The organism is Sphingobium sp. TomTYG46, from assembly GCF_055396345.1.
Window position 1 is genome coordinate 2,417,950 of sequence record NZ_AP027324.1, and the last position, 13,822, is coordinate 2,431,771.

Annotated in this window: 20 protein-coding genes; 11 read left to right on the forward strand and 9 right to left on the reverse strand. The window is 63.7% G+C overall.

The features are described from left to right. The first annotated feature begins 1 nt into the window (after position 1). Complete coding sequence (locus tag ACZ5YV_RS12205) at positions 2-304, forward strand: hypothetical protein (protein ID WP_464787847.1); 303 nt, start codon at positions 2-4, stop codon at positions 302-304. Between the two features lie 48 nt (positions 305-352). After that, positions 353-802 carry a MarR family winged helix-turn-helix transcriptional regulator gene (locus ACZ5YV_RS12210; protein ID WP_464787848.1) on the forward strand — a complete coding sequence of 150 codons (450 nt, stop codon included), beginning with the start codon at positions 353-355 and terminating at the stop codon, positions 800-802. A 170-nt stretch (positions 803-972) separates the two neighbouring features. Here the strand turns inward: ACZ5YV_RS12210 and pal are convergent, their stop codons facing one another. From pal to ACZ5YV_RS12240, 6 genes are all read right to left on the reverse strand, one after another. After that, entirely contained in the window at positions 973-1,488 is a 516-nt protein-coding gene (pal, locus tag ACZ5YV_RS12215) for a peptidoglycan-associated lipoprotein Pal (protein ID WP_464787849.1), read from the reverse strand. A 59-nt stretch (positions 1,489-1,547) separates the two neighbouring features. Next, entirely contained in the window at positions 1,548-2,870 is a 1,323-nt protein-coding gene (tolB, locus tag ACZ5YV_RS12220; RefSeq protein WP_464787850.1) for a Tol-Pal system beta propeller repeat protein TolB, read from the reverse strand. Further along, on the reverse strand, positions 2,867-3,787 hold the full coding sequence (locus ACZ5YV_RS12225) for a cell envelope biogenesis protein TolA (protein ID WP_464787851.1): 921 nt from the start codon (positions 3,785-3,787) through the stop codon (positions 2,867-2,869). The genes tolB and ACZ5YV_RS12225 overlap by 4 nt, the downstream gene beginning before the upstream one ends. 18 nt (positions 3,788-3,805) lie before the next feature. Next, a complete protein-coding gene (tolR, locus tag ACZ5YV_RS12230) occupies positions 3,806-4,282 on the reverse strand; it encodes a protein TolR (RefSeq protein ID WP_464787852.1) in 477 nt (158 codons plus the stop codon). A 129-nt stretch (positions 4,283-4,411) separates the two neighbouring features. Continuing rightward, positions 4,412-5,134: a protein TolQ gene (gene tolQ, locus ACZ5YV_RS12235; RefSeq protein ID WP_449470678.1), complete on the reverse strand. Its 723-nt coding sequence runs from the start codon at positions 5,132-5,134 to the stop codon at positions 4,412-4,414. Further along, positions 5,131-5,601, reverse strand: coding sequence for a YbgC/FadM family acyl-CoA thioesterase (locus ACZ5YV_RS12240; RefSeq protein WP_464787853.1), 471 nt, complete (start codon positions 5,599-5,601; stop codon positions 5,131-5,133). Before ACZ5YV_RS12240 ends, tolQ begins: the two co-directional genes overlap by 4 nt. Here ACZ5YV_RS12240 and ACZ5YV_RS12245 point away from each other — a divergent pair. After that, the gene (locus ACZ5YV_RS12245; RefSeq protein WP_464789240.1) at positions 5,555-5,716 is read left to right on the forward strand and encodes a hypothetical protein; all 162 of its coding nucleotides are present in this window, start codon (positions 5,555-5,557) and stop codon (positions 5,714-5,716) included. The two genes, ACZ5YV_RS12240 and ACZ5YV_RS12245, sit on opposite strands and share 47 nt — an antisense overlap. Positions 5,717-5,813: 97 nt before the next feature. Beyond that, positions 5,814-6,692: a 3-hydroxybutyryl-CoA dehydrogenase gene (locus ACZ5YV_RS12250; RefSeq protein WP_464787854.1), complete on the forward strand. Its 879-nt coding sequence runs from the start codon at positions 5,814-5,816 to the stop codon at positions 6,690-6,692. A gap of 62 nt (positions 6,693-6,754) precedes the next feature. On the opposite strand, the gene pspF is transcribed toward ACZ5YV_RS12250, so the two are convergent. Then, the gene (pspF, locus tag ACZ5YV_RS12255) at positions 6,755-7,771 is read right to left on the reverse strand and encodes a phage shock protein operon transcriptional activator (protein WP_464787855.1); all 1,017 of its coding nucleotides are present in this window, start codon (positions 7,769-7,771) and stop codon (positions 6,755-6,757) included. Between the two features lie 146 nt (positions 7,772-7,917). Between pspF and pspA the strand changes: the two genes are divergently transcribed. The 7 genes from pspA (at position 7,918) to ACZ5YV_RS12290 (ending at position 10,851) form a co-directional block, all read left to right on the forward strand. Further along, positions 7,918-8,586 carry a phage shock protein PspA gene (pspA, locus tag ACZ5YV_RS12260; RefSeq protein WP_464787856.1) on the forward strand — a complete coding sequence of 223 codons (669 nt, stop codon included), beginning with the start codon at positions 7,918-7,920 and terminating at the stop codon, positions 8,584-8,586. Between the two features lie 44 nt (positions 8,587-8,630). Then, positions 8,631-8,927, forward strand: a complete 297-nt coding sequence (pspB, locus tag ACZ5YV_RS12265) for an envelope stress response membrane protein PspB (RefSeq protein ID WP_464787857.1) — start codon at positions 8,631-8,633, stop codon at positions 8,925-8,927. Between the two features lies 1 nt (position 8,928). Beyond that, positions 8,929-9,309 (forward strand): envelope stress response membrane protein PspC, encoded by a 381-nt coding sequence (gene pspC, locus ACZ5YV_RS12270; protein ID WP_464787858.1) that lies wholly within the window; start codon positions 8,929-8,931, stop codon positions 9,307-9,309. 24 nt (positions 9,310-9,333) lie between these two features. Next, the gene (locus ACZ5YV_RS12275) at positions 9,334-9,585 is read left to right on the forward strand and encodes a hypothetical protein (protein ID WP_464787859.1); all 252 of its coding nucleotides are present in this window, start codon (positions 9,334-9,336) and stop codon (positions 9,583-9,585) included. Positions 9,586-9,596: 11 nt separating this feature from the next. After that, entirely contained in the window at positions 9,597-9,830 is a 234-nt protein-coding gene (locus ACZ5YV_RS12280; protein ID WP_464787860.1) for a hypothetical protein, read from the forward strand. A gap of 36 nt (positions 9,831-9,866) precedes the next feature. Next, positions 9,867-10,289: a SufE family protein gene (locus tag ACZ5YV_RS12285; RefSeq protein WP_464787861.1), complete on the forward strand. Its 423-nt coding sequence runs from the start codon at positions 9,867-9,869 to the stop codon at positions 10,287-10,289. Between the two features lie 67 nt (positions 10,290-10,356). Further along, the gene (locus tag ACZ5YV_RS12290; RefSeq protein WP_464787862.1) at positions 10,357-10,851 is read left to right on the forward strand and encodes a hypothetical protein; all 495 of its coding nucleotides are present in this window, start codon (positions 10,357-10,359) and stop codon (positions 10,849-10,851) included. Between the two features lie 93 nt (positions 10,852-10,944). Here ACZ5YV_RS12290 and ggt read toward each other — a convergent pair whose 3' ends face one another. Together ggt and ACZ5YV_RS12300 are read right to left on the reverse strand one after the other, a co-directional pair. Further along, a complete protein-coding gene (gene ggt, locus ACZ5YV_RS12295) occupies positions 10,945-12,645 on the reverse strand; it encodes a gamma-glutamyltransferase (protein WP_464787863.1) in 1,701 nt (566 codons plus the stop codon). 58 nt (positions 12,646-12,703) lie between these two features. Continuing rightward, the gene (locus ACZ5YV_RS12300; protein ID WP_464787864.1) at positions 12,704-13,774 is read right to left on the reverse strand and encodes a quinone-dependent dihydroorotate dehydrogenase; all 1,071 of its coding nucleotides are present in this window, start codon (positions 13,772-13,774) and stop codon (positions 12,704-12,706) included. Between the last annotated feature and the right edge of the window lie 48 nt (positions 13,775-13,822).

Consider the following 13,822-nt stretch of genomic DNA (forward strand, 5'->3'; position numbering starts at 1 on the left):
GATGGCGAATGTCGATGGCGCTTATGATTGCGTGGCAAAGACGCCGCTGGGCGATCAGAAGGGCGTGTTCACCGTCATCAGCAACGGCGCCAGCTTCCATGGCACCTTCGCGGGCATGATGGGGTCGCTGGATGTCGCCGAGGGTAAGGTCGATGGCGACAAGCTCAACTGGAAAATGAACATGACGATGCCGATGCCCATCACGATGGAATGCGAAGCGGTCGTGGAAGGTGATGCGATCAACGGCACCATGCAGCTGGGCGCGTTCGGGGCGGCGGGCTTTTCCGGCACGCGGCGCGTTTAAGTCGGCTTTTCCGCCAATGACCGGCCGCGCCATCCTGGGATTCACCTGATGTCTCGCTCCGCCCTGACGCAGGGGCTGGTGCAGCAGTTCCCGCTGGTCGCGCGCGGCTGGCGGCAACTGGCCGATGACGCGCTGGCGGAATTGCGGGTGTCCTCCAGCGCGGGCTGGTGCCTGGTGCATCTGGCCCGGCTGGGACCCGACGTGCGGCAGGCCGACCTTGCCGATCAGCTGGGCATTACCCAGCCCTCACTGGTGCGGACGCTGGACGGGCTGGCGGCGATGGGATTGATCGAGCGCCTGCCGCATCCGGAAGACAAGCGATCGAACCGGGTGGAGTTCACCGATGCGGGTCGCGACCTTGCCGCACGGATCGAAGCTCGACTGGATGACCTTTCGCAGCAGCTGTTCGACGGCGTCCCCGAAGCTGCCGTCGAGATCACCGTCAACATGATGCAACTCCTTACTCGCCGCATCGCTGAACGGCGCAAACAGGCTTAGGGCCGATCGACATTCGTGGGCGCTCCCAAAGCGGAGACGCTCACCCTAAGCGCCTGCCGCAAGCAGGGAGAGGAGCGGAACGCCCGTTGCCAACATCCTCACATAGAAAAACCCGCCGGTCGGAAAACCGGCGGGCTTCCTAAAAAGCCCGGTGCGACCCGAAGGCTTTATTAATATTGAACAGTCACCGTCACCGCGCGGCGGTTCTGTGCCCAGGCGGCCTCATCCGAGCCCAGCGCTGCGGGACGTTCCTTGCCGTAGCTCACCGTGTTGATGCGGCTGGGGTCGATGCCGAGCGAGGCGAGATAGTTTTTCGCGGCGTTGGCGCGGCGTTCGCCGAGCGCGATATTATAGTCGCGGGTGCCGCGTTCGTCGGCATGGCCTTCGATCGTGACGCGGACATTGGGGTTCTGCTGCAACCAGGCGGCCTGGCTTTGCAGGGTCTGCTGGTCCTGCGCATCGACGTCATATTGGTCAGTGTCGAAGAAGATGCGATCGGACGAGACAGAGGCGACGAAATCCTCCTGGCTGCCCTTCACCGCGCCGCCGGTCGTGCCTGTTCCAGTGCCGGGCTGGGCGCTGTTGTCGGTCGCGGGCGGCGGCGGCAGGTCCTTGGGCGCCTTCTTGCCACAGGCGGCGAGCGCCAGGACGGAGACGGCGATCAATAAGGGGCGGTTGAGTTTCATCAGAGGTCTCCTTGGAAGACGATATGGTCGTTACGTCTGCGCGACGATGTTGTTCCGGATCAGGGGAGCAGCGGACCCCAGGCGGGGTCAGAACCGCTGAGCGGCGTGGGGATGCGGCGTTCGTTGACGCCGGTCAGATCGACTTGCCAAACTTGGCTCGCCCCGTCACGGCCGGGCGAGGTGCGGAAATATTGCAGCACGCGGCCGTTGGGCGACCAGGTCGGCTGCTCATCCTGCCAGCCATTGGTCAGGATGCGCTCATTGCCGCCGTCGGGCGTCATGACGGCGATCTTGAAGTCGCCGCTGATCTTGGTGAAGGCGATAAGGTCGCCGCGCGGGCTCCATTCGGGCGTGGCATAGCGGCCGCCGCCATGGCTGATGCGGCGCTGGGCTGAACCATCGGCGTTCATGACATAGACCTGCTGGCTGCCGGAGCGGTCGCTTTCGAAGACGATCTTGGTGCCGTCGGGCGAATAGCTGCCGCCCACATCGATGCCCGGCGCGGTGGTCAGGCGGACGGGCTGGCCGCCTTGCGCCGACACGCGGTAGATGTCGGTATTGCCCGCGACCGCCATCGAAAAGAGGATGTTGCGGCCATCGGGCGACCAGCGCGGAGCAAAAGTGGCATTGTTGCTTTCGGTGACGAGGTGCTGACGGCCGGTGCCGATGTCATAGACATAGATGCGCACCCGGCTGCCGAGATAGCTCACATAGACGATCGACTTATAGTCGGGCGAGAAGCGCGGGGTCAGCGCGATCGACTGGCCGTTGGTGATGAAGCGGTGGTTCGCGCCATCGCTATCCATGATGGCAAGGCGTTTCGTGCGGTTCCCCTTGGGTCCGCTCTCCGCGATATAGGCGATGCGGCTGTCGAAGAAGGGACTTTCGCCCGACAGGCGCGCATAGATGGCGTCGGCGCATTTATGCGCTGCGCGGCGCCAGTCGCGCGGGGCGACGACATAGCCCTGGCGCGTCAGTTCCTGCTTGAGCGCCACGTCATAGAGATAGCAGCCAACCGTAAGGTCCGCCTCTCCGCCCGTGGTGCGTACGAAGCCCTGCACCAGTGCCTGATAGGCGCCCCATTTGTCATAGGCGGGGTTGGTGACTTCCGGGAAGGCGATCGCGGGGATGCCGCCCGGGCCGGAAGGATCGAACAGGCCCGATCCCTTGAGGTCCGATGCGATCACGTCCGCGATCTTGCGTCCGAGTTCGGAGGAGGAGCCTGCGGGTGTTGAGACTTCGGCCTGCGGGGGCAAAGCGGGGACGACGATCTTGAGATTACTGTCGATGTCGCCGGTTACGTCAACCGACAGCTGCGCCATCGCCGGGGTTGCAAAGGCTGCGCAGAGGGCAAGCAGTGCGGTTATTCCGAAGCGTTTCATCGCGCTTTCCTTGCATAGACTCTGAGGGGTTTGAGCCAGTTCCACTGGTCATAATATTCGGCCGGGAGCCCCTGGAAAGGGGAGGCCTGAAGAACAGCCTGGACGGCGCGTTCCTTGTAGATGGAAACCTGCGGCCGGTTGCTTGCGGTCTGACCCTGCACATCGAGGACTTCAGGCCTGCCGATCACGCGGCCGTTGCGGTCGAGCTTCACCTCAAGGAAGGCCACCAGCAGTTCCACGTCCGCGCCGGAGGGCAGTTTGAGGTAGCGGTAGATCTGATCGCCGATCAAGCGGTCGAGCGCCGCCTTTTGCGCGGGACCCATGGTTGCGGCCGGGGGCGGCGCTCCCTTGCGCGGGGCGTCGGCTTCGGTGTCGATGCCCTTCAGGAAATCCTTGCCGAGCAGGGAGCCTTTGGGCTTTTCCGCCTTACCCTGGCCGGAAGCGCGGGCGGGGGTGTTCGGCTTGGGCTTGGCCGCGGGCTTTTGCACGCTCTTGGTGGGGGCAGGGGCCGCGGCGGGCTTCGCCTTTGACGGTGTCGGCTTTGCGGCAGGTTTTTCGGGCGCGGGTTTAGGCTTGGGCTGGACCTTGGCCACTTCCTTCTTCGCCGGCGCGGGCTTTGGCGGCGGTGGCGCCGGGACGGGTTCCGGTTCGGGAACGGGCGCCGGTTCCGGGACAGGCGCGGGCGCGGCGTCCTCGGTCGGGCCTTGATCCGGCGCGACACTGGGCGGGGGCGGCTGGGTCGAGATTTGTGGCGCTGCGGACTGGAGCGCGGCTTCGTCCACCAGGCTGACGTCCATCGGCGGCGAGTTCAGCTTCAGCGGATTGGGCGTGGCGAGAAAGCCGACCGACAACAGGCCGAACAGCAGGACATGTCCCGCCGTCGCTACGCCAAGGCCGATCTTCTCCCCACGTTCCATCCCCGAGTCCTATGGTCCCTATTCTGAACGGCCGCTGACAGCATCAGAGACGGATGCCTCTGCGCTGCCGGTGCTCACCAGCGCAACCTTGTTGAGCCCGGCGCGATTAAGTTCACCCATGACGCGCATCACCCGGCCATAGTCGAGCCCGGTGTCGGCGCGCAGGAAAATCTGCGGCGGTTCAGCCTTGCCCGCATTGGCGGAGACGATCTCGGCAAGGCGGCCGGGCAGGTCGGCATCGCTGACCTCTGCCTCATCGATATAGAGGCCGCCGTCGCGGTCGATGGAGACCACGGTCGGCTTCTGGTCCTGATCGAGACCCTTTGCGCGGGTTTCGGGGAGGTTTACCGGCACGCCGGTGACGAGCAGGGGCGCGGTCACCATGAAGATGATGAGCAGCACCAGCATGACATCGACCAAAGGGGTGACGTTGATGTCCGCCATGGGCGCGCGATGACGGCCCCGGCGCCCGGAGGGTGGGGTGGACATGGCCATTTTACCTGCCTCCCGCCTTTTTCGTCATGCCAGCGAAAGCTGGCATCTCGTGCCTTTGGGGTCGCCCGTAGCCGACTGAGATCCCAGCTTTCGCTGGGATGACGGGGGAGGTGGGGGAAAGGGCCATCCTCACCGCTGCGCCTCCAGCTCCCGGCTGAGCGTCGAATAGAAACCGTCCGCGAAGCGTGTGAGCTTCGATTCCATGCGGTTTATGCCGTGGCTGAAGCGGTTGTAGGCGATGACGGCCGGAATCGCTGCGAACAGGCCGATTGCCGTGGCGAAGAGCGCTTCGGCGATGCCGGGTGCGACGACTGCGAGCGAGCTGTTTTGCTCTTTCGCGATCGCCGTGAAGGCGCGCATGATGCCCCAGACGGTGCCGAACAGGCCGACAAAAGGCGCGACCGAACCGATGGTGGCGAGGATGTTCAGACGGTCGGACAGGCGATCGACTTCGGCCGCGATCATGCTGGACATGGCGGTGGAAAGCCGGTCGCGGGTGCCGTCGCGATCGATAACCTTCTGCGCGGTCGACCGGCGCCATTCGGTGACGCCAGCGGCCATGACCTTGGCAGCGGGGAAATCCGATGATTTGCCGCGCGCCTCATAGAAGCGGTCGATATCTTCCGCTTTCCAGAAATCATCCTCGAACGCGCTGCTGTGGCGGCTGGCCTTGCGCAGGGTGAAGGTGAAGCCGATGATCATCGCCCAGGTCCAGATGCTGGCGAGCACGAGGCCCAGCATCACCACCTTCACGACGATGTCGGCCTGCAGGAACAGGGCGAGCGGCGAAATGGTCGCAGCTTGGGTGGCGGCGCCGACAGCGGCGCCAACGTCGGGCATCGAAAGGCTCATGGGTTGATGTCTTCCCCTCTCATCAAACGGCTGAAAATATCGATCCAGGATTTGGGTTGCCGCGTGGGACGGCCCTGGCCGGTCAGGAAGGCGACAGAGACTTCGCCGTCCGTGAGTATGTCATCGCCGCGCCTGACTGTCTGATGAATGGTGCAGGCAACCGGGCGAACGGCGGTCACGCGGCTTTCGACCAGCAGGTCGTCATCGAGCCGCGCCGGGCGCTTGTAGGCGATATTAAGGTTGGTAACAGCATAAACGCCCGTACCATCATCCTGCGCGGCGCGCTGATCGATCCCGGCGACGCGCAGCATGTCGGATCGCGCGCGCTCCATATAGCGCAGGTAATTGGCGTGGTAGACGAGCCCGGACAGGTCCGTATCCTCAAAATAGACGCGCAGGGGAAAGTGATGCACGGCGGCAATGAACCTTCCGGTTGCCGGCTCGGGCATGGACACTGAAACGGACATGCGCGGCCTTTTAACCATCAAGCAGGCGGCAGGCAAAGGCGGAAATGAACAGGGTCAATGCAGCCTGCCGGGCGACCGGGGCTATCCGTCCCATAAACGCGACGCCCAGCTCTGATTAACACAGCAGCCGTTGTGATTGATGTTCGAAAGCGCTGGCCCCCCGCTTCCCATAGCGCTAGTGGGCGGAAAATTGATTTTGCAAGGACATTAGCATGACCGACATTCAGACCGTGGGCGTCATCGGCGCTGGTCAGATGGGCGCGGGGATTGCGCAGGTCAGCGCGCAGGCTGGCTATGATGTGATCCTGTGCGACGTCGATCTGGCGCGCGCGCAAAAGGGGCTCCAGGGCATTTCAAAGCAGCTTGCCCGTGCGGTCGAAAAGGGCAAGTTGAGCCAGGAAGATTCCGAAGCTGCCTTTGCCCGCATCCAGCCGAGCGGCGACCTTGCCCCGCTGGCGGACGCGCAACTGGTGATCGAAGCCGCGACCGAGCGGGAGGAGATCAAGCGCAGCATCTTCACCAATGTCAGCGCGGCGATCACGCCCGGTACGATTCTGGCGACCAACACATCGTCCATCCCGATCACCCGGCTGGCACAGGTGGTTCCCGATCCGACGCTATTCGTAGGCATTCACTTCTTCAACCCCGTACAGGTCATGGCGCTGATCGAATTGATCCGCGGGCTGGCAACATCGGACGAAACGGTCGCGACGATCGAAGCCTATACCAAGCGACTGGGCAAGCACGTCGTGCAGGCGTTCGATTCACCCGGTTTCGTGGTCAATCGCATCCTGCTGCCGATGATCAACGAATCCATTTTCGCGCTGGGCGAAGGCGTTTCCAACATTCGCGACATCGACACGGGCGTGCGGCTGGGACTGAACCATCCCATGGGTCCGCTGACGCTGGCGGATTTCGTGGGGCTCGACACCTGCCTTGAGATTCTGAACGTGCTGCGATCGACGACAGGGGATTCCAAATATCGCCCCGCGCCGCTGCTGGTGAAATATGTCGAGGCTGGCTGGCTGGGACGCAAGACCGGCAGGGGCTTTTATGATTATTCGGGGCCGGAGCCTGTTCCAACCCGCTAAGTGAGGCGCTTCGACATGTGAACGAGACGATCGGCTCGTTCAAACAGCCCGAACGGTGGTAGCTAGAGCGGGCGATCAGCACCCAAGCCATGTTTCCTCAAACAATGGCGAAGCTGATCATAGCTTAGGCCAAGAGCCTTGGCGGTCGCGCGCTGGTTGTAGCGGTGGCGCTCCAGCACTGCCTGCACGATCGCGGCTTCATGCGCGTCCACGGCTGCGCGCAGGTCGCTGACGTGGGCGAATTCGGTTGCAGGGGCGGGCTTGGGTTCCTCTGCACTGGCGTTGGGCGTCGGAGCCTGCGGCTTCCAGGGCGAGGCGAAGGGATCGAAGATGATCCCGCCGATGGGCCCTGAGGGCTCTTCCCAGCGATAGACGGCCCGTTCCACGACATTGCGCAGCTCGCGCACATTGCCGGGCCAGGGGTGAGCTTCCAGTGCGGCGAGGCAATCGGGCGTGAAGCCACGCCATTCGGATCGTCCCAGCTCAGCGGCCATGCGGCGGCCGAAATGATAGGCAAGCACCGCCACATCGCCTTCGCGCGCGCGCAGCGGTGGCAGGGTGATGACTTCAAAACTCAGCCGATCGAGCAGATCCGCGCGAAAGCGGCCGGTTTCGGCCAGCAGGGGCAGGTCCTCATTGGTGGCAGCGACGATGCGGACATCGACGGTCATGGGACGCGAGGCGCCGATGCGGGTGACTTCGCCATATTCGATGACGCGCAGCAGCCTTTCCTGCGCGGCCATGGACAGTGTCGCCAGCTCATCAAGGAACAGCGTGCCGCCATGGGCTTCCTCGAACCGGCCGGCGCGGGCGTGGGTGGCGCCAGTGAAGGCGCCCTGCTCATGGCCGAACAGTTCGGCTTCGATCAGCGTTTCGGGCAGCGCGGCGCAGTTCATGACGATGAGCGGTTCGCCCCAGCGCGGCGAGAGGCGATGGAGGCGTTCGGCGACCAGTTCCTTGCCGGTGCCACGCTCCCCAACGACCAGGATCGGGCGGTCGAGTTCGGCTGCGCGTCCCGCCTGCTCGACCGCGTCGAGGAAGGGGAGCGACTGGCCGATGAAGTGGCTGTTTCGTTCCATTCCCAATTTATGGTGAAAATCACCACTTATTGGCAAGATTAATCGGCGTCCAAGACTGTGGAACGGCCGAAATCGGGCATTCCAGCAAGTTGGCACGGCTTCTGCAAAGAGGGGCACAGCCGATGAACGGAAGGATTGCAGTTCCGATGGGTATTTTTTCTCGCACGCGCGACATCATTGCCGCCAATGTCACCGACCTGCTCGACCGGGCGGAAGACCCGGCAAAGATGATCCGCATGATCATCCTGGAGATGGAGGAAACGCTGGTCGAGGTGCGCGCGTCCGCCGCCCGCACCATCGCCGACCAGAAGGAGATGCGCCGCCATATCGGCAAGCTGCAGGGCTTGCAGGAAAGCTGGACGGAAAAAGCGCAACTGGCGCTCAGCAAGGACCGCGAGGACCTGGCCAAGGCGGCGCTGGTGGAAAAGCAGAAGGCGTCCGACATGGCAGAGCAGCTGTCCCACGAGATCGAGGTGCTGGACGAGGCGCTGAAGGCTTCTGAGGAAGACATCGCCAAGCTGCAAGGGAAGCTGCGCGAGGCGCGGACGCGGCAGAACAGTCTGGTCACGCGGATGGAAAGCGCGCAAAATCGTATGCGCATGCGCGAAGCCTATGCTGGGGAGAAGGTGAATGAGGCCTTTGCCCGCTTCGACATATTGGAGCGCCGGGTCGACATGGCCGAGGGGCGTGCGGATGCGCTGAAGCTCGGTCAGGGTCAGAAGACTCTGGAGGAGGAAATTGCCGAGTTGCAATCGACCGAGAAGGTCGATGCCGAACTCGCCGCGATGAAAGCCAGCATGAACAGGACAGCTTGAACAGGACAGCTTGAACAGGCCAGTTTGAACAGGGAGCGTGACGCATGGAGGATGTGTTTTTACCGATCATGATCTGCGGCATGCTGTTCATCGGCATGCCCTGGCTGATCCTGCACTATACGACCAAGTGGAAGCAGGCGCCCAAGATCACCGACGAGGATGAGCGGCTGCTAGACGAACTGCACCTGCTCGCGCGACGGCTGGAGGACCGGTTGCAGACGGTCGAGCGGATCGTCGCTGCCGACAATCCCGATTTTCGCCCGGCGCGACCGGCGCCCGACGACGCCTATGATTTCGACCGCCAGAATCTTGACCGCCAAAATCTCGATCGGAGGAACTGACATGGCTGCGCGCCGCACCAAATTCTACCTCGACAAGCAGAATGGCAAATGGATGGGCGTATGCGCTGGCATCGCCGATTATACCGGCATCGACGTAACCTGGGTTCGCGTCGGCGCGGTGCTCGTGACGCTGATGGGGGCCTTTCCCTGGTCGCTGATCGCCTATTTCGCTGTTGCCTATTTTGGCGAGAATAAGCCGCTTGGCCTTTATGCCGATCGGGATGACGAGAAATTCTGGCAGGGCGTTCGGACCAATCCGGCGCGATCCGCGCGGGACGTGCGGTCGAAGTTCCGGGACATCGACCGGCGGCTGGCGGACATCGAGACATTCTACACCAGCCGCAACACCAGGCTGGCGGAAGAGATCGACAGCCTGCGCTGAGGCGTGGAGAGGGAGGCCAAGTCCATGAATCCTTTTGAAATGGTGGTGGCGATCGTTGCAATCGCCGCCGTGGCAAGCATCGTACGCGCCAAATATGGCATCGTGCGCCGCCATCGGGGCGAAGAGTTTGTCCAGCGCGGACCCGATCCCGAAGCCGAACGGCTACGGGCGGAGGTGAAGGCGCTGAAGGACCGGGTCGCGGTGCTCGAACGGCTGGCGACCGACAGCACGAGCGCGCTGGAGCGCGAGTTCGACAAGTTGCGGGAGCGCGACTGAGGAGGGACGATATGCACGAGCCCCTTTCGATTTTCATCGTCGCGTCGAGCGGTCTGCTGGGGCTGGCGATCGTCGCGGCGGCAGGACTGCGCGGGTGGAGCGGCTGGCTGGAGCTGAAGCGCGCGGAACTGGCACGGCCGGGCATCGACGCGGCGCCGCCTTTCGCCAGCGCGCGAATCGAGGTCGCGGATCTGAAAGAGCGTATCCGCAAGCTGGAGGCCATTGCGGCAGGCGTGGATCTTTAAGGAAAAGCGGCTTTCGCGCGCCGCTTTTCCCCCTATATGCGGGATATGACCGATGTGCCCGCCCTTGCCGATCTTCAGGAAGAATATGAGTTTCTGGACGCCGATGACCGCTACCGGCTGCTGATCGACCTTGGGCGCGCGCTGGAGCCGATGCCTGATGCGCTGAAGACCGATGCGACGCTGGTGCGCGGCTGTTCGGCGGCGGTTTGGGTTTATCCGACCGTGCGCGATGATGGGCGGCTGCATTTTCTGGCGGACAGCAATGCGGCGATCACCAAGGGGATCATCGCGCTGGTCCTGCTGACCGTGCAGGACCAGATGCCAGCCGGAATCGGTGCGGCTGATATCGAGGGCGCGCTGGCGCCCTTCGATCTCAAGAACCAGCTCAGCTCCAACCGGACACAGGGCATCCCCAATATGATCGCGCTCATCCGGCAGACTGCTGAGCGCTACAGCTAAGCCGGAAACCTGCGGGCGTCCGGGCGTTCTCCTTGCGTAATCGAAACGGAAGTTGAGGAGATGCGCGATGCGGAGCCTATTGGCGCTCGCGGCGATCAGCCTGCTGGCGGGCTGTTCGGGCAGTGAAAAGGAAGGACCGACCCAGCGCGAGCAGATCGGTCAGACGTGGAAATATGAGGGCGGCGAGGGCGGCAAGCCCAAGGTCGCCTATATCGGCAGCGCGAACAGCGTGCAGACCATGACGGCCGAGGACACATTTTCGGTGCTGCTGGTGCAGCCGATGCCGAAAGGCGGCGTGGATGTGACCGTGAAGCTGGTCGGCGCGCCCTTCAGCTGCGACCTGTCCGATTGCCGCGTCACGGCTGTGACCGATGATGGCAAGAGCCATGACTGGCGCGGGCGGATGACGGAGAATAAGGACGGGATAGAGGTGCTGCCCGCCGCAAAGGCCGATGAAGCAATCAAGCGGAGCAAGGTGGTGAAGGTCAATCTGGTGGTTGGCCCGAAGGAGAAGACGTTTCCGTTCACGTTCAATGTTGCTGGATTGAACCTTGGAAACTGACGTCATCCCAGCGGAAGCTGGGATCTCGGGAGGGGGCACGCGACATGGCCGGAGACCCCAGCGTTCGCTGGGGTGACGGTATTTTGGGGGCGGTTACTCCTGTAATGACACGCCGGGGCTTCGCGGATCCGCCGCGCCGCGCCAATGGCCGTCGGGGGTGCGTTCGGCGGCGTTGGCTTTGAGGCCCATGGGGGTGATCGTGACCTTGTGGCCCCAGGATTCGAGCGGGGCTTTCATCGCTTCAAGCGTCGTGCCCTTTTCGAGGATCAGGCCACTGGCGTCGAAAAATTCGAGGCCCAGCGCGATTGAGTCCTGCGCGGAGAGGCCCCAGTCGAAATGGGCGATCAGGGCCTTGGCAACCTGCATGATAATCGTCCGCCCGCCCGCCGCGCCAACGGTGAAGACCGGCGTTCCCTTGCCGTCATAGACGATCGTCGGTGCCATGGAAGACAGAGGCCGCTTGCCCGGTTCCACCCGGTTGGCCACAGGCGCGCCGTTCTTTTCCGGCGTGAAGCTGAAGTCGGTAAGCTCATTGTTGAGGATCACGCCATTGGCGATCAGCTGGCTACCGAAAAAGCTTTCGATGGTGGAGGTCCAGGCCGCTATGTCGCCGTTGCGGTCGATCGCCACAAAATGACTGGTGCCGCTTTCCGGCTGGGGCAGCGCCGTAGTCCGGGCCTCGGCACCCGGCGGGCTGCCCGAACGATAGTCGTTGAGCGTGCGGCCAAGGGCTATGAGCGCCGAACGCTTCTTGAGATAGGCCGGGTCGATCAGGCCCGCGATCGGCACGGACACGAACTCGGGATCGCCCAGCCATGTGTCGCGATCGGCATAGGCAAGACGCATGGCTTCACCGATGACATGCCAGGAACGGGGATCATCCTTCCCCCATTGGGCCAGTGGGAAGCGTTCGACCATGCCCAGGATTTGCAGGACGGTGATGCCGCCTGCCGAAACCGGACCCATGCCGCAGATGCTGTAGCCGCGATACGGGCCGCAGACCGGCTTGCGCGCCTTCACCTGATAGGAGGCGATATCGGCCTCCGTCATCGGCACGGGATTTTTGGGCGCATTGGTGACTGTGCCGGCGATCGCCCGTGCGGTCTCGCCCTTGTAGAAGGCGTCTGGCCCTTCCGCCGCAATTTGCCGAAACAGGGCAGCAAGCGGAGGGTTTTTAAGGGTCGTGCCGATGGGCGCAGGGGCGCCATCTATCCAGAAGAACTTCTGTATCTCGGGAAAGTCGGCCCATATGGGGGCGACCGCCTTCATCGCGGTATCGAGCCGCTGACGGACCTCAAAGCCATCGTCGGCTAGGCGGATCGCGGGCGCAAATAGTGCCGCCCACGGAAGCTTTCCCCATTTGCGATGGGCTTCCCAGGCGAGTCGAAGGTTGCCAGGCACGCCTACGGAATAGCCGCCGGGCCAGGCCGATCGGAAGGCGAGAGGCTGACCGTCCGCACCGATGAAACGGTCGGGCCGGGCCGCCGCAGGCGCGGTTTCGCGACCGTCGATCGACTCGAGCACCCCCGTCTCGCCATCATGATGCATCAGGAAGCCGCCGCCGCCGATGCCGCTATTATGCGGTTCGACCACGTTGAGGGCGAGCATCATGGCGATCGCGGCGTCGGTCGCGCTGCCGCCCTGTCGAAGCATCTCCTGCCCCGCCGCCGCCGCGCGCGGATCGGCTGCGGAAACCGTGGCATTGAGTGAAACAGGCTCGCGCGCCGCGACGGGGGCGGCATATAGGAACGCCAGGGTTATAGGGGCCAGCAGGCAGGTGAGGCGGGGCGTCATGCCCCGCACCCTATCGTCCGGCCGGGCCACCGCAAGTCCCTGAGATCAACCATCGAGATCAGCTGTCGATGCCGATGACCTCACCGATATGGGTGAAGCCATCCCGCGCCATCAGCTTTTTCAGCCCCGCATTGATGCGACGGGCGAGATACGGCCCTTCATAGACAAGCGCGCTGTACAGCTGAATAAGGCTCGCCCCCGCGCGGAGCCGGGCATAGGCCTGTTCCGCATCGCTGATGCCGCCAACGCCGATCAAGGGCAGGCGCGCGCCCAGTATCCGGCGGAAGTCACGCAGCCGCTGAAGCGACAGATCGGTGAGCGGCGCGCCTGACAATCCCCCGCTTTCATTGGCATGAACCGATCGGAGCGGGGGCCGCGAAATGGTGGTGTTGGACACGATCAAGGCGTCCACCCGATGGTCCAGGCAAGCGGCGGCGATGTCCTCCACATCGGCGGGCTCCAGATCGGGCGCGACCTTCAGGAAGACGGGCGGCAGATGACCCCCGTCCCGGCCTCCGTTAACGCGGCGCGCGGTCATGACGGCGCCCAGCAACTGGTCCAGCGCTGTCCTGTCCTGCAAGGCGCGCAGTCCCGGCGTGTTGGGCGATGAGATGTTGACCGTCAGATAATCGGCAAGCGGCGCCATGCAGGTCACGCCCGTCACATAGTCCGCGATGCGGTCGGCCGCGTCCTTGTTCGCGCCGATATTGATGCCGACGATCGGCGCAGCCCCATCGCCAGCAGGACGGCGGCGCTTGGCAACCCGCTCTGCCGCCGCAGCTAGCCCGCCATTGTTGAAGCCCATGCGGTTTATGACGGCGCGATCCTCGACCAGGCGGAACAGTCGAGGTTTGGCATTACCCGCCTGCGGCATCGGGGTGAGCGTTCCGAGTTCGGTGAACCCAAAGCCCAGCGCATGCATCTTGTGCGCGACCAGCCCTTCCTTGTCATAGCCGGCAGCCAGTCCGACAGGATTGGGAAAGCGGATCCCCGCCACCGTCTGTGCCAGCGCGGCATCCGGAGCGGGTGGGAGGGAAGCGGGCATCAAGCGGAGCAGCATGACCGAAAGATGATGCGCGCGCTCTGCATCGAGCGCGAAGAAAAGCGGGCGGACAAGGCGGTAAGACATGGAGCGCCTATGCCATTGCCGCACGCCGCCGTCGAGTCGCTGTGACAA

Coding starts and splice junctions, on each gene's coding strand:
- pal (WP_464787849.1), bottom strand. CDS start 1,488: ATGAAACTCAACCGCCCCTTATTGATCGCCGTCTCCGTCCTGGCGCTC.
- ACZ5YV_RS12280 (WP_464787860.1), top strand. CDS start 9,597: ATGCACGAGCCCCTTTCGATTTTCATCGTCGCGTCGAGCGGTCTGCTG.
- ACZ5YV_RS12210 (WP_464787848.1), top strand. CDS start 353: ATGTCTCGCTCCGCCCTGACGCAGGGGCTGGTGCAGCAGTTCCCGCTG.
- pspF (WP_464787855.1), bottom strand. CDS start 7,771: ATGGAACGAAACAGCCACTTCATCGGCCAGTCGCTCCCCTTCCTCGAC.
- ACZ5YV_RS12250 (WP_464787854.1), top strand. CDS start 5,814: ATGACCGACATTCAGACCGTGGGCGTCATCGGCGCTGGTCAGATGGGC.
- pspA (WP_464787856.1), top strand. CDS start 7,918: ATGGGTATTTTTTCTCGCACGCGCGACATCATTGCCGCCAATGTCACC.
- ACZ5YV_RS12275 (WP_464787859.1), top strand. CDS start 9,334: ATGAATCCTTTTGAAATGGTGGTGGCGATCGTTGCAATCGCCGCCGTG.
- pspC (WP_464787858.1), top strand. CDS start 8,929: ATGGCTGCGCGCCGCACCAAATTCTACCTCGACAAGCAGAATGGCAAA.
- ggt (WP_464787863.1), bottom strand. CDS start 12,645: ATGACGCCCCGCCTCACCTGCCTGCTGGCCCCTATAACCCTGGCGTTC.
- ACZ5YV_RS12225 (WP_464787851.1), bottom strand. CDS start 3,787: ATGGAACGTGGGGAGAAGATCGGCCTTGGCGTAGCGACGGCGGGACAT.
- ACZ5YV_RS12285 (WP_464787861.1), top strand. CDS start 9,867: ATGCGGGATATGACCGATGTGCCCGCCCTTGCCGATCTTCAGGAAGAA.
- tolR (WP_464787852.1), bottom strand. CDS start 4,282: ATGGCCATGTCCACCCCACCCTCCGGGCGCCGGGGCCGTCATCGCGCG.
- tolB (WP_464787850.1), bottom strand. CDS start 2,870: ATGAAACGCTTCGGAATAACCGCACTGCTTGCCCTCTGCGCAGCCTTT.
- ACZ5YV_RS12205 (WP_464787847.1), top strand. CDS start 2: ATGGCGAATGTCGATGGCGCTTATGATTGCGTGGCAAAGACGCCGCTG.
- tolQ (WP_449470678.1), bottom strand. CDS start 5,134: ATGAGCCTTTCGATGCCCGACGTTGGCGCCGCTGTCGGCGCCGCCACC.
- ACZ5YV_RS12290 (WP_464787862.1), top strand. CDS start 10,357: ATGCGGAGCCTATTGGCGCTCGCGGCGATCAGCCTGCTGGCGGGCTGT.
- pspB (WP_464787857.1), top strand. CDS start 8,631: ATGGAGGATGTGTTTTTACCGATCATGATCTGCGGCATGCTGTTCATC.
- ACZ5YV_RS12240 (WP_464787853.1), bottom strand. CDS start 5,601: ATGTCCGTTTCAGTGTCCATGCCCGAGCCGGCAACCGGAAGGTTCATT.
- ACZ5YV_RS12300 (WP_464787864.1), bottom strand. CDS start 13,774: ATGTCTTACCGCCTTGTCCGCCCGCTTTTCTTCGCGCTCGATGCAGAG.
- ACZ5YV_RS12245 (WP_464789240.1), top strand. CDS start 5,555: ATGAACCTTCCGGTTGCCGGCTCGGGCATGGACACTGAAACGGACATG.